Genomic DNA, 13101 nt, shown 5'->3' on the forward strand with positions numbered 1-13101 from the left:
GTAAGTTTGGAAAGTTGCTCCGGAGCGATCTTGGACCTTTGTGGTTTGGGTGGTGCCGGGTGTGTCTGTTGTTTGAGAACTCAATAGTGTGCCAAGTTTGTTGATACCAATTGTTTTATTGATTGGTTGTTTTGGCTGTGTTGTCCACCCCGTGGATGGCATGGTTTTTACAGCTGGTTTCAAATTTTGTGCAGCCTGGTTCCGCGTTATTTCCGTGGTTCTTGGTTGTGTCTGTTTGTTTTCAACGGAGAGTTTGATCCTGGCTCAGGATGAACGCTGGCGGCGTGCTTAACACATGCAAGTCGAACGATGATGCCAGCTTGCTGGTGGATTAGTGGCGAACGGGTGAGTAACACGTGAGTAACCTGCCCTTGACTCTGGGATAAGCCTGGGAAACTGGGTCTAATACCGGATATGACTGATCATCGCATGGTGGTTGGTGGAAAGCTTTTGCGGTTTTGGATGGACTCGCGGCCTATCAGCTTGTTGGTGGGGTAATGGCCTACCAAGGCGACGACGGGTAGCCGGCCTGAGAGGGTGACCGGCCACACTGGGACTGAGACACGGCCCAGACTCCTACGGGAGGCAGCAGTGGGGAATATTGCACAATGGGCGAAAGCCTGATGCAGCGACGCCGCGTGAGGGATGACGGCCTTCGGGTTGTAAACCTCTTTCAGTAGGGAAGAAGCGTAAGTGACGGTACCTGCAGAAGAAGCGCCGGCTAACTACGTGCCAGCAGCCGCGGTAATACGTAGGGCGCAAGCGTTATCCGGAATTATTGGGCGTAAAGAGCTCGTAGGCGGTTTGTCGCGTCTGCCGTGAAAGTCCGGGGCTCAACTCCGGATCTGCGGTGGGTACGGGCAGACTAGAGTGATGTAGGGGAGACTGGAATTCCTGGTGTAGCGGTGAAATGCGCAGATATCAGGAGGAACACCGATGGCGAAGGCAGGTCTCTGGGCATTAACTGACGCTGAGGAGCGAAAGCATGGGGAGCGAACAGGATTAGATACCCTGGTAGTCCATGCCGTAAACGTTGGGCACTAGGTGTGGGGGACATTCCACGTTTTCCGCGCCGTAGCTAACGCATTAAGTGCCCCGCCTGGGGAGTACGGCCGCAAGGCTAAAACTCAAAGGAATTGACGGGGGCCCGCACAAGCGGCGGAGCATGCGGATTAATTCGATGCAACGCGAAGAACCTTACCAAGGCTTGACATGAACCGGAAACGCCTGGAAACAGGTGCCCCACTTGTGGTCGGTTTACAGGTGGTGCATGGTTGTCGTCAGCTCGTGTCGTGAGATGTTGGGTTAAGTCCCGCAACGAGCGCAACCCTCGTTCTATGTTGCCAGCACGTGATGGTGGGGACTCATAGGAGACTGCCGGGGTCAACTCGGAGGAAGGTGGGGACGACGTCAAATCATCATGCCCCTTATGTCTTGGGCTTCACGCATGCTACAATGGCCGGTACAAAGGGTTGCGATACTGTGAGGTGGAGCTAATCCCAAAAAGCCGGTCTCAGTTCGGATTGGGGTCTGCAACTCGACCCCATGAAGTCGGAGTCGCTAGTAATCGCAGATCAGCAACGCTGCGGTGAATACGTTCCCGGGCCTTGTACACACCGCCCGTCAAGTCACGAAAGTTGGTAACACCCGAAGCCGGTGGCCTAACCCTTTTGGGGGGGAGCCGTCGAAGGTGGGACTGGCGATTGGGACTAAGTCGTAACAAGGTAGCCGTACCGGAAGGTGCGGCTGGATCACCTCCTTTCTAAGGAGCACCTACAGTTGCTGTCCTGGATGTATGTCCGGTGGTGGTGGTTGTCAGGAGTAATGCCCGTTGCACGGACGAATGTTTCGTGGCGGGTGCTCAAGGGTGGAATATCAACAAATAGCGGCCGCGTGTTTCTTTGTCCTGTTCAGTACGGATCTGCCTTTGGGTGGTCTTGGAACGGTGGGGCGGGGGAGTGGGTGGTTTAGTGTTTGGCACACTGTTGGGTCCTGAGGCAACAGGACCGGGGAGGGCCCTTGTGGGGTTCTTGTCGGTGCTTTGTTTCTGGTTTCCCTGCTGCACCGAGCATGCACTGTTGTGTGTGGGGTGTGTGGTGTGGGGTTGTTGTTTGAGAACTACATAGTGGACGCGAGCATCTTGTATAAGAAGCAATTTCCAAGAATATGAACCTGGATCTGGTTCGTGCGCCTTTGGGTGTGCGGGACGGTTTCTGTGGTTCTCTCGTGAAGTAGTTTTTGATCTTTGTGGTCAAGTTTTTAAGAGCACACGGTGGATGCCTTGGCATTAGGAGCCGAAGAAGGACGTAGGAATCTGCGATAAGCCTGGGGGAGTCGATAACCGGACTGTGATCCCAGGGTGTCCGAATGGGGAAACCCCGCTGAGCGCGCGAGTGACTCGGTGACCCGCATCTGAACACATAGGGTGCGTGGAGGGAACGCGGGGAAGTGAAACATCTCAGTACCCGCAGGAAGAGAAAACAATAGTGATTCCGTTAGTAGTGGCGAGCGAACGCGGATCAGGCTAAACCGTTCCATGTGTGATAGCCGGCGGGCGTTGCATGGTCGGGGTTGTGGGACATTACGTGTCAGTTCTGCCGGGCTGACGGGGTGTGGGTGTGCGTATAGGTGAACGGTCTTGAAAGGCCGGCCAGAGAGGGTGTTAGTCCCGTAACTGTAATGCGTTGCACCGCCTTGTTGATGTATCCCAAGTAGTACGGGGCCCGAGAAATCCCGTGCGAATCTGTCAGGACCACCTGATAAGCCTAAATACTCCCTAATGACCGATAGCGGACCAGTACCGTGAGGGAAAGGTGAAAAGTACCCCGGGAGGGGAGTGAAACAGTACCTGAAACCGTGTGCTTACAATCCGTCGGAGCAGCCTTGTAGTTGTGACGGCGTGCCTTTTGAAGAATGAGCCTGCGAGTTAGTGTTACGTCGCGAGGTTAACCCGTGTGGGGCAGCCGTAGCGAAAGCGAGTCTGAATAGGGCGTTTGAGTGGCGTGATCTAGACCCGAAGCGAAGTGATCTACCCATGGCCAGGTTGAAGCGACGGTAAGACGTCGTGGAGGACCGAACCCACTTCAGTTGAAAATGGAGGGGATGAGCTGTGGGTAGGGGTGAAAGGCCAATCAAACTTCGTGATAGCTGGTTCTCCCCGAAATGCATTTAGGTGCAGCGTTGCGTGTTTCTTACCGGAGGTAGAGCTACTGGATGGCTAATGGGCCCTACAAGGTTACTGACGTCAGCCAAACTCCGAATGCCGGTAAGTGAGAGCGTAGCAGTGAGACTGTGGGGGATAAGCTTCATAGTCGAGAGGGAAACAGCCCAGACCACCAACTAAGGCCCCTAAGCGTGTGCTAAGTGGGAAAGGATGTGGAGTTGCGAAGACAACCAGGAGGTTGGCTTAGAAGCAGCCATCCTTAAAAGAGTGCGTAATAGCTCACTGGTCAAGTGATTCCGCGCCGACAATGTAGCGGGGCTCAAGTACACCGCCGAAGTTGTGGCATTCAAATATTAGCTAAGCCCTTGTGGTTCAGGCGTTTGGATGGGTAGGGGAGCGTCGTGTGGGCAGTGAAGTCGCGGTGGAAACCAGCGGTGGAGCCTACACGAGTGAGAATGCAGGCATGAGTAGCGAAAGACGGGTGAGAAACCCGTCCGCCGAATGATCAAGGGTTCCAGGGTCAAGCTAATCTGCCCTGGGTAAGTCGGGACCTAAGGCGAGGCCGACAGGCGTAGTCGATGGACAACGGGTTGATATTCCCGTACCGGCGAAAAACCGCCCATGTTGAACAGGGGATACTAACTGCCCGAGACCTGCCCGACCGTCCTTTGGACGGAAGGGTTTTGGTGGAGCGCAGGACCTGATCCTGGGAGGCAAGCGTATTAACAGGTGTGACGCAGGAAGGTAGCCGAGCCGGGCGATGGTTGTCCCGGTCTAAGGATGTAGGGCGAGTGGTAGGCAAATCCGCCACTCATGATGCCTGAGATCTGATGGGACCCCCGTTTGGGGGGATTTGGTGATCCTATGCTGCCGAGAAAAGCATCGACGCGAGGTTTTAGCCGCCCGTACCCCAAACCGACACAGGTGATCAGGTAGAGAATACTAAGGCGATCGAGAGAATTATGGTTAAGGAACTCGGCAAAATGCCCCCGTAACTTCGGGAGAAGGGGGGCCCCAACCTTGATGGACACTTGCTGTCCGGAGGGGATCGGGGCCGCAGAGACCAGGGGGAAGCGACTGTTTACTAAAAACACAGGTCCGTGCGAAGTCGCAAGACGATGTATACGGACTGACTCCTGCCCGGTGCTGGAAGGTTAAGAGGACCGGTTAGCCTCACGGCGAAGCTGAGAATTTAAGCCCCAGTAAACGGCGGTGGTAACTATAACCATCCTAAGGTAGCGAAATTCCTTGTCGGGTAAGTTCCGACCTGCACGAATGGAGTAACGACTTCCCCGCTGTCTCAACCATAAACTCGGCGAAATTGCAGTACGAGTAAAGATGCTCGTTACGCGCAGCAGGACGGAAAGACCCCGAGACCTTTACTATAGTTTGGTATTGGTGTTCGGAGTGGCTTGTGTAGGATAGGTGGGAGACGTTGAAGCCCGGACGCCAGTTCGGGTGGAGTCATCGTTGAAATACCACTCTGGTCACTTTGGACATCTAACTTCGGCCCGTAATCCGGGTCAGGGACAGTGCCTGATGGGTAGTTTAACTGGGGCGGTTGCCTCCTAAAAAGTAACGGAGGCGCCCAAAGGTTCCCTCAGCCTGGTTGGCAATCAGGTGTCGAGTGTAAGTGCACAAGGGAGCTTGACTGTGAGAGAGACATCTCGAGCAGGGACGAAAGTCGGGACTAGTGATCCGGCGGTACATTGTGGAATGGCCGTCGCTCAACGGATAAAAGGTACCTCGGGGATAACAGGCTGATCTTGCCCAAGAGTCCATATCGACGGCATGGTTTGGCACCTCGATGTCGGCTCGTCGCATCCTGGGGCTGGAGTAGGTCCCAAGGGTTGGGCTGTTCGCCCATTAAAGCGGTACGCGAGCTGGGTTTAGAACGTCGTGAGACAGTTCGGTCCCTATCCGCTGCGCGCGCAGGAAATTTGAGAAGGGCTGTCCTTAGTACGAGAGGACCGGGACGGACGAACCTCTGGTGTGTCAGTTGTACTGCCAAGTGCACCGCTGATTAGCTACGTTCGGATGGGATAACCGCTGAAAGCATCTAAGCGGGAAGCTCGCTTCGAGATGAGATTTCCATACACCCTCGGGTGTGAGAGGCCCCCAGCCAGACCACTGGGTTGATAGGCCGGATGTGGAAGCGAGGACTAACGACTCGTGAAGCTGACCGGTACTAATAGGCCAACAACTTACACCACACAGATACATACAAAACTCTGCTTGCGTCCACTATGTGGTTCCCAACCAACAACCCCTGTTGGCCGGAACCCACAACTAAATAACAACACCACAATGTTGTAACCACACTGGATTTCCCACACCACCCCCCACACCGGGGGTTGGTGACGGGTCAAAGGGTTACGGCGGTCATAGCGTGGGGGAAACGCCCGGTCCCATTCCGAACCCGGAAGCTAAGACCCACAGCGCCGATGGTACTGCACCCGGGAGGGTGTGGGAGAGTAGGACACCGCCGGACATAACATTGGTCGAGGCCCCAACCAGCAACGGTTGGGGCCTCCCACATTTAACACCCACCCACCACCTGCCGGCACCCACCCACCCCTGCCGGCAACCGCCAAAAGTGAGCGCGCGTCACGTGGGGGGGGAGGGTCACGACTCAGGGGGTCGCGCCTGGTTACGGGGAACCGCTGGTGAAGCGGAGCCCGCGCTCAGCAAGGGCAGCATCGAGCAGGCGAATGGCTTTGGGGCCCACGCCGTGCATGGCCAGCAGGTCCTTGGAAGATTGCTCAGCGACTTGGGCCAGCGTCGTGATGCCGGCCTGCAGCAGTGCGCTGTTCGCTGGCCGGCCCAAGGGTGGCAGGTCGCCGATCTGCGCCGGTGTGTCTAGGGTGTTCATGCCGCCCAGCGTACCGTCACGTCCGGTGCGGTCGGGCGTACTTTGCCTTGTGGTGCGTCAGACTGGAGGCTGTTCGCACAACGAAAGAAGTTCCCTTGATTACTCTCCAGCAGGACGCAGAAGGCTTCGTCCGGATGAACCGCCACTACCCTGCCAGTGTCCGGATCGCCATCGCCTTCAACGACGGCACCTCAGGCATATATTCCGGCAAGGCCCTCAACGCAGCATACGATGCCGCGGTGGCCGAGTTCCGCGCCAAGAACGGCCTCGACGCGCGCGGTTTCGACAGGAAGCCGGCGGCTCGGACGAACTCCGGAAACAGAGTCGACTTCGTCCGGGTGCATCCCGGGATGGGGGAGTAGCCCCTCCTGTCCGCAGCCCCGGGCAAACCACCGGGGTCCGGGGACTTCCTCGAAGACCTGCGATGTCCGGGTGCTGCTGGACACGGGTAGACCTCCGCAGGAAGCGTACATCGGCGGCACCCGGCCTGGGTGCCGCCGTTCGCGTTGGCGGAGGGCCTAGACTCGGACCATGTCAGCTTCTGGGGGGATGCCGGCCCGGCGCACCGGGTTACTGTTTCTAGCAGCCATTGGGGCGGTGGTACTGGCCGGCTGCGAATACACGGGACCGGAGGAGCCTGCCGCTGCTGCGTCCCCGCCTGCCTCCAACCAGCCCGAGACCCCACCACCGGCATCCTTCGAACAGAACGTGGAAGAAGTCGGCAGGAAGCTCAAGGCTGCCCCCACTGACGCCGGGATGCCATCGGACGCGGAGCCCGCCGGGAAGCTGGTCCTTGCCCTGGCGCCCGGGGACTACACCATCACCGGCGCCTGCGCCGGCGTCTATGGGTCGAAGCTCACCGTCACCCGCGAGGACGGCGTGCCGGAAGGGGCGTACTTCGAGTGCAAAGACACCCTGGACAGATTCTTCAGGCACGATGGCGGACCCCTCACCATCACCGCGGTGCCACCGGAGGGCAAGCCCGCGGCGACGGGCGTCACTGTCCAGCGCAACCAGGATCCGAGGGCGTCGGAACTCGAGGACTTTTCTGAGTGGTCGGGGGAGCAGTTGCAGCCTCGGCTGCCCGGGGAGCTGCGCGGAGCCAGCAAGGGAAACACGCGCACCGGCATGACATTGATGGCGGACCCGGGCCAGTACCACCTGGACTTCCTCTGCGCCGGACCGAACTTTGCCGAGCTGTCCGTTTCCACAGCGGCAGGGGCGGAACTAATCGCACCGGTCCGTGTCCCCTGCGACGGTCAGGCCGTCAGGATGCCCCTGCTGCTGCCCAGTCAGGGAGCGGACCTCAGCATGAGCCCGCTTGAGGGCATAGACGGCAGGTACGCCTACCGCTTGGTGCCCGCCGGGCAGCCTTAGACCAGCTGTAGCCCGTCCGCCACCACCCCGCCGCGGTGGATCACCGTACGGCCGGGAAGCTTATCCATCACGGCCGCCGCCACGCTGTCGCCTTCCACCAGGACAAGCTCGGCGGGGTCGCCCACCGCCAGCCCGGGCCGGTCCGCCACCGACGAAAGCCGCGGCGCCCCAGGATCGATCACGCTGGCGCCGCCCATGGTCGCCACGGCCACGCAGTGCTCGATCAGCTGGTCCGCCCGGAACCTGTTGGTGAACGCCAGCTGCCAGGTGCGGTCCAGCATGTCCGCGTTGCCGTAGGGGGACCAGTAGTCCCGCTGGCCGTCCTCGCCCAGGCCCACCCGAATGCCGGCGGCGGTGAGCTTTTCCAGTGGCAGCGGCGTGGCCGGCGCCACGGTGGCCACGGAAACATCCAGCTCACCCATTTCGGCGAGCAGCGCGTCAAGCTGGCCGTCGGGCAGATCCGAGAGGGCAAACGCATGCGAGATGGTCACCAGCCCCTGCATGCCCAGCGCCCGCGTGCGTTCCAGGATCAGTTCCATGCTGAACAGCCCCAGCTGGCCGGGCTCGTGCAGGTGGATGTCCACCGGCTTGCGGTATTTATCCGCGAGGCCGAACACGATGTCCAGGTGCTTCACCGGGTCACGGTCCAGGGCGCAGGGGTCGATTCCGCCCACCACGTCGGCTCCGAGCTTCAGCGCTTCTTCGAGCACCTCGGCGCTGCCCGCTTCCCGCAGCAGCCCCGCCTGCGGAAACGCGATCACCGCAACGTCCGCCCGGCTCCGGTGCGTTTCACGCGCGGCGAGGACGGCTTCGAAACGCTCCAGGCCGGCGTCGGCGTCCACCTGGGCGTAACTGCGCACCCGTGTGGTGCCGCGTTCGATCATCGCGCCGAGCGTGTGCGTGGCCCGCACGGTGATGGAGGCCTCCGCATCCCGCCAGTTGTTCCGGTCGTTGAGCATCATGTTCCAGACGCCGGGCGAGCCGGTGTGCGGGCGGAACGGCAGCCCCAGCCTGGTGGAATCGAGGTGGACGTGCACGTCGGAGAAGGACGGCAGCAGGATCCGGCCGCGCCCGTCCACGGCGCCGGCGCCCGGGGCAGTGCCCCCATCCACCGAAGCAGCCCCGTCCTGGGCAGCGGGTACGACGGCGGTGATCGCCCCGCCGTCGAGCGTCACGTCGGAGGCGGTTCCGCCCCAGGGGCGGACGTTGCGGAGGACGAGGGTCATGGGTGCGGTCCTGTCATTGGCGGTTTGGGGCTTTGGGTAATCTATCGAACAGTAGGCCAGGGCACGATGCGGTATGTCCTGCCGGTGTGCACTTGATCCTCTGGAGGACTGGAACATGAGAATACTGATCGTCGGAGCCGGAGCCACGGGCGGCGCGTTCGGCGCCCGGCTCATCGAAGCGGGCCGGGACGTGACGTTTCTGGTCCGTGCCGGGCGTGCGAGGCAGTTGGAGGCGTCCGGACTGGTGTTCCACGCGCCGGACGGTGCAAGAACCTACCGGTTGCGGGCCGTGACGGCGCTGGAGCCGGGGGAGCCATACGATCTGGTCATCGTGGCGCTGAAGGCCCCGGCGCTGCCCGGCGCACTCGCCACGATGGCGCCCGCCATCGGCCCGGGAACCGCCATCCTTCCCCTGCTCAACGGCATGGACCACATTGATGAGCTCGAGCGCGCCTACCCGGGACACGTCGTCGGCGGCCTGGTGAAGATCGTCGCCACGGTGGGCCCGGACGGAGCCGTGTACCAGATGACGCCGCTGTGCACCATGACCATTGGCGCGCTCGACGGCGGGCGGCTGGATCCGGCGGTGGTGGACGCCCTTACCGTGGACGGAGTCACGCTGTCCGTGGACCCGGACATCCGCACCCGGCTGTGGGAGAAGTGGGTGTTCATCGCGGCGGCCGGAATCATCACCTGCCTCTTCCGCGGAAACATCGGGGACATCCTTGCCGCCGGAGGCGAAGGCCACATCCTCCAGGCCATCGCCGAAACCGAAGACGTGGCCAGCAGGGCAGGACATCCCGTGGGCGAGGCCAGCCACGCCCAATCGCTGGAACTGCTCACTGCTCCGGGCTCTGAGTTCACGTCGTCCCTGTACCGGGACCTCCAGCACGGTGAACCGGCTGAGGCCGAACACATCCTCGGCGGCCTGGCCGCACGGGCAAGGATCCTCGGCGTGCCCACCCCTCTGCTGGACGCCACGCTGCTTCAGCTGCGCACCCACCGGCAGGCCAGCGCACGGGCTACAGCGGGGGCTTCGCCGGCGCAACCATAGCGGCGCCGGACAGTTCCCGCGGGGATAGCACCGGATCCCCATTGCACAGGCAGGGGGCGGGGTCCACTATTAAGGCGCGGGAAGGCTGGGGCCTCACGAAAGTGCCCACCTGAGGATCAAGGATTCGTCATGACCAGTGGTTCCGTTTTCCCCACCCGCCGCACGCTGCTGAAGACCGCCGGGATTGGCGCGGCCGGTGTGCCGTTCCTGACCGCTGGCAGCGCAACTCCGCCGCAGCGTCCCGCGTCGGTTCCCGCGGGTCTGCTCCCCGCCCCGCCCGGGCAGGTTCCGCCGCTGCTGGACCGTGCCAAGGTGGACCGGGCCGTGGCGCGGCTGGACGGGTTCGTTGAGGGCGCTATGGCACAGACGGGCCTGCCGGGGATGGCCGTTGCCGTGGTGTACCGGGATGAGGTGCTGTACGCCAAGGGCTTCGGCGTGAAGGAGGTGGGCACGCCGGGAAAGGTCACTCCGGACACTGTGTTCCAGGTGGCGTCCGTGTCCAAGCCGCTGGCGTCCACCGTGATCGCTGGCGCGGTGGGCCAGCGGGCGTTCGCCTGGACGGACCCAGTGATCAAGTACAATGAGGACTTCGCCCTCAACGACGGTTACGTCACCCGGAACGCCACCTTCGCCGACCTGCTGTCACACCGCAGCGGGCTCCAAACCGGCGCGGGTGACCTGCTGGAGGACCTCGGCTTCGACCGGGAGTACATCCTGTCCCACCTCCACCAGGAGCCCCTGGACGCGTTCCGGTCCAGCTACCACTACAGCAATTTCGGCTTCACCGAGGCCGGGCAGGCGGCGGCCGACGCCATGGGCACCGCGTGGGAGGAGCTGGCGGACAGGATCCTGTTCAGCAGGCTGCGCATGTCCTCGTCCAGCTACCGCCTCGCCGATTACGAGAAGGCCTCCGACCGGGCGGTGCTGCATGTGCCGGTGGGGGACAGGCAGTGGGCGGCGAAGTACCGCCGCGATACCGACGCCGAAGCCCCGGCCGGTGGCGCCAGCTCGACAGTGCGGGACCTGGCCCAGTGGCTCCGGCTGCAGCTGGGCAACGGCACCTACGGCGGCGCCCCAGTGATTGACGCGGCCGCGCTGCAGACCACCCACGTGCCGCACTCCGTCTCCGGGCCGGCGTCGGCACCTGCGGCCAGGTCGCGCTTCTACGGCCTGGGCTGGAACGTGTCCTACGACGATGAGGGCCGGGTCCAGCTGGGGCACTCCGGGGCCTTCAACCTCGGTGCCGGAACCGCGGTGTCCATGCTGCCCGGTGAGCAGCTGGCGATTGTGGCCCTGACCAACGGCCGCCCGCAGGGGATCCCGGAGGCGGTCAATGCGGACTTCATGGACACGGCCCAGAACGGGGCGCCCACCGTGGACTGGCTGACGTTTATCGCCGGCATTTTCAAACAGCAGGACGAGGCGGACAAGCCCGACGTCGATTACACGAAGGTCCCGCCCAACCCGGCTCAGGCCGGGCCGAACCGCCGGTACACGGGCACGTATGGCAATTCCTACTATGGCCCGATGGTGGTCTTCGAGGCGGACGGAGGGCTCGCCATGCGGATGGGGCCGGAGAACCGGCAGACCACGTTCGCCCTCACCCACTTCGACGGCGACACTTTCAGCTTCGAGAGCATCGGCGAGAACGGCAACGGCTTGGCCGGTGCGATCTTCGCAGGACCGGGCCGCGGCCCGGCGCAACAGGTCACGCTGGACTTCTACAACAGGACCGGGCTGGGGACCTTCACCCGGCGCGGGCGGTAATTCACGACGGCGGCCTGCCGGCTTCCGCAGCCATCCGCCCCGCGGTGCCCGGTGGGCGCGGGCGCCGGACCGGCAGCGGGCATTGGCCGGGCGGCCACCGACAGGGGCAGATCCTATGGCAGGGACGGGGAGCCGAAAAGCGGACGCTGGCCGGACCGGTACGCAGAGTCGATCACGGGCTCCATTTCCTCATACACGGTGTTGTTTCCGGGAAGGACCACATGGGCCAGGAACTCCGATTCGAGGGTGGCGATGCCCGCCGCCGCTGCTCCGAGTTTGGCGTCGATCGCCGAAGCAAGGGCCTGCCAGGATTTGCGGTTGGTCTGTTCCAGGACCTTGGCCTTCGCGTCACGGAGCTGGCCGTCCGCGATGTCACTCCGGACCGCGAACGCGCCTTCAGACAGCAGTAAGTGCATGACGATCCGGTATTGCCGGCCGTCACCCTTGAACGCAACGGCCCCCAGGCTTCCCCGCTGGCCGAAAACGATGTCCGTTGCACCGTAGTGCTCGAGCGCGCGCCTGATCTGTTTCCGGGAAGCCTCGCTGCTGTAGGAGTCACCTCGGGTATATGGACCTGTCATCCTCTAACTATGCGCCTTTTAGCGGCGGCATGAGTGCCTGAGCAGCCATAGGCTGCGCTCGACGGTGGATGAAGTACTCCGCCACTGCCAGGCTGAGGACCCACGACGCGCCGATGAGGAGGGCACGCGACAGTTCGGTCACCGGCCCTACCAGGGCGATCCAGGGGATGGTGACAACCACGATGGTTCCCTGGGCGATGCCGACGGCGTATGCACGGGACATCCATTCCGAGTGGCGGACGTAGTTCCTGCGGCGCACGGCGATGAACCCCAGGACGATGAACGCCACCATGGCGGAGCCGAAGACCAGCCGGAGGACCAGCAACAGGGGCCCGTCCAGCGGCGGCAGGTCGTAGAACACGGCCATCCACAACCCGGACAGGGCAGCCAGCAGCCCGGTGGGGACCAGGATACGTCCGGCGATCTTGTGCCAGCTCGCCCTGCCGGCCTTGCCCCGGCGAAGCGGCGGAACGAACTGGAACGCGCCCAGCACCAGGTACACGGTGACGGTGGGGATATGGATCAGGACAGGGACCGGAGAATCGAAGAACCGGGCGTTGTCCGCCGTGATGTGGCCGCCCGTCAGTTCGGTCAGCCGGAGGGACCCGGCGATGATGGGCACCATGCTGAGGAGAATGAGCGCGGCGGGGACAAGCCACCGGGTCTGGGGGCGATGCCGGGTGCGGGAAATGGATGCGAGGTTCATGGGGCGGCTTCCCTGGCGTGGCTGGGCTGTGCCTGTGGCGTTCACCGGGTTGGCGGCGGGCTGCAAGGCGTCGGACACCGGAACAGAGTGGCCCAGCTGCGCGTGTTCGCACGGTGTATGCCCAAGGTACTGCACAGGCTGCCGATCCGCGATAGGGGACGCCGTTTCCGGTGCAGCCACCACGACGCCATCCTGCCGCGCACCAGGTCAGCTGGCGGCTGACGCACCCGGGCCGGTGCGGCGCCGTCGTCCGTGAACGACGGCGCCGCCTGCCTTTGCGTCTTGCGGCACCACCGCTGCGGCGGGATGATCGGAAGAGTTGGGCCGCTGGGGGACAGGTGAGCCGGACGAACGC

8 protein-coding genes and 3 rRNA genes are annotated in these 13101 nt (G+C 62.6%); 7 read left to right on the forward strand and 4 right to left on the reverse strand.

Translation table 11 applies throughout. The features are described from left to right. The first annotated feature begins 241 nt into the window (after positions 1 to 241). The 3 genes from ACP3TD_RS05980 (at position 242) to rrf (ending at position 5654) form a co-directional block, all read left to right on the forward strand. Positions 242 to 1762 (forward strand): 16S ribosomal RNA (locus ACP3TD_RS05980). A 487-nt stretch (positions 1763 to 2249) separates the two neighbouring features. Further along, a 23S ribosomal RNA gene (locus ACP3TD_RS05985) occupies positions 2250 to 5376 on the forward strand. Between the two features lie 161 nt (positions 5377 to 5537). Then, positions 5538 to 5654: ribosomal RNA gene (gene rrf / locus ACP3TD_RS05990) — 5S ribosomal RNA — on the forward strand. Together the 16S, 23S and 5S rRNA genes form the textbook arrangement of a ribosomal RNA operon. Positions 5655 to 5813: 159 nt before the next feature. Here rrf and ACP3TD_RS05995 read toward each other — a convergent pair. Then, the gene (locus tag ACP3TD_RS05995) at positions 5814 to 6035 is read right to left on the reverse strand and encodes a hypothetical protein (protein WP_426766095.1); all 222 of its coding nucleotides are present in this window, start codon (positions 6033 to 6035) and stop codon (positions 5814 to 5816) included. A gap of 95 nt (positions 6036 to 6130) precedes the next feature. Between ACP3TD_RS05995 and ACP3TD_RS06000 the strand changes: the two genes are divergently transcribed. After that, the gene (locus ACP3TD_RS06000) at positions 6131 to 6397 is read left to right on the forward strand and encodes a hypothetical protein (protein WP_426766097.1); all 267 of its coding nucleotides are present in this window, start codon (positions 6131 to 6133) and stop codon (positions 6395 to 6397) included. 169 nt (positions 6398 to 6566) lie between these two features. Further along, a complete protein-coding gene (locus ACP3TD_RS06005) occupies positions 6567 to 7412 on the forward strand; it encodes a hypothetical protein (RefSeq protein WP_426766099.1) in 846 nt (281 codons plus the stop codon). On the opposite strand, the gene ACP3TD_RS06010 is transcribed toward ACP3TD_RS06005, so the two are convergent. Continuing rightward, positions 7409 to 8638 (reverse strand): amidohydrolase family protein, encoded by a 1230-nt coding sequence (locus tag ACP3TD_RS06010; RefSeq protein WP_426766101.1) that lies wholly within the window; start codon positions 8636 to 8638, stop codon positions 7409 to 7411. The genes ACP3TD_RS06005 and ACP3TD_RS06010 overlap by 4 nt on opposite strands. A 115-nt stretch (positions 8639 to 8753) precedes the next feature. On the opposite strand from ACP3TD_RS06010, the gene ACP3TD_RS06015 reads away from it, so the two are divergent. Continuing rightward, complete coding sequence (locus tag ACP3TD_RS06015; protein ID WP_426766103.1) at positions 8754 to 9692, forward strand: ketopantoate reductase family protein; 939 nt, start codon at positions 8754 to 8756, stop codon at positions 9690 to 9692. A 129-nt stretch (positions 9693 to 9821) separates the two neighbouring features. Further along, a complete protein-coding gene (locus tag ACP3TD_RS06020; RefSeq protein ID WP_426766105.1) occupies positions 9822 to 11459 on the forward strand; it encodes a serine hydrolase in 1638 nt (545 codons plus the stop codon). A gap of 113 nt (positions 11460 to 11572) precedes the next feature. Here the strand turns inward: ACP3TD_RS06020 and ACP3TD_RS06025 are convergent, their stop codons facing one another. Next, complete coding sequence (locus ACP3TD_RS06025) at positions 11573 to 12040, reverse strand: hypothetical protein (protein WP_426766107.1); 468 nt, start codon at positions 12038 to 12040, stop codon at positions 11573 to 11575. Positions 12041 to 12047: 7 nt separating this feature from the next. Then, positions 12048 to 12824, reverse strand: a complete 777-nt coding sequence (locus ACP3TD_RS06030; RefSeq protein ID WP_426766109.1) for a DUF2306 domain-containing protein — start codon at positions 12822 to 12824, stop codon at positions 12048 to 12050. Positions 12825 to 13101: the final 277 nt, after the last annotated feature.

It is taken from the genome of Pseudarthrobacter sp. 1G09, from assembly GCF_050038305.1.
In the GTDB taxonomy this organism is placed as follows: Bacteria; Actinomycetota; Actinomycetes; order Actinomycetales; family Micrococcaceae; genus Arthrobacter; species Arthrobacter equi.

What these genes read in the sequence shown, in the direction of transcription:
- ACP3TD_RS06015 (WP_426766103.1), top strand. Translation starts at nt 8,754, where the DNA reads ATGAGAATACTGATCGTCGGAGCCGGAGCCACGGGCGGCGCGTTCGGC.
- ACP3TD_RS06025 (WP_426766107.1), bottom strand. Translation starts at nt 12,040, where the DNA reads ATGACAGGTCCATATACCCGAGGTGACTCCTACAGCAGCGAGGCTTCC.
- ACP3TD_RS06010 (WP_426766101.1), bottom strand. Translation starts at nt 8,638, where the DNA reads ATGACCCTCGTCCTCCGCAACGTCCGCCCCTGGGGCGGAACCGCCTCC.
- ACP3TD_RS06005 (WP_426766099.1), top strand. Translation starts at nt 6,567, where the DNA reads ATGTCAGCTTCTGGGGGGATGCCGGCCCGGCGCACCGGGTTACTGTTT.
- ACP3TD_RS06020 (WP_426766105.1), top strand. Translation starts at nt 9,822, where the DNA reads ATGACCAGTGGTTCCGTTTTCCCCACCCGCCGCACGCTGCTGAAGACC.
- ACP3TD_RS05995 (WP_426766095.1), bottom strand. Translation starts at nt 6,035, where the DNA reads ATGAACACCCTAGACACACCGGCGCAGATCGGCGACCTGCCACCCTTG.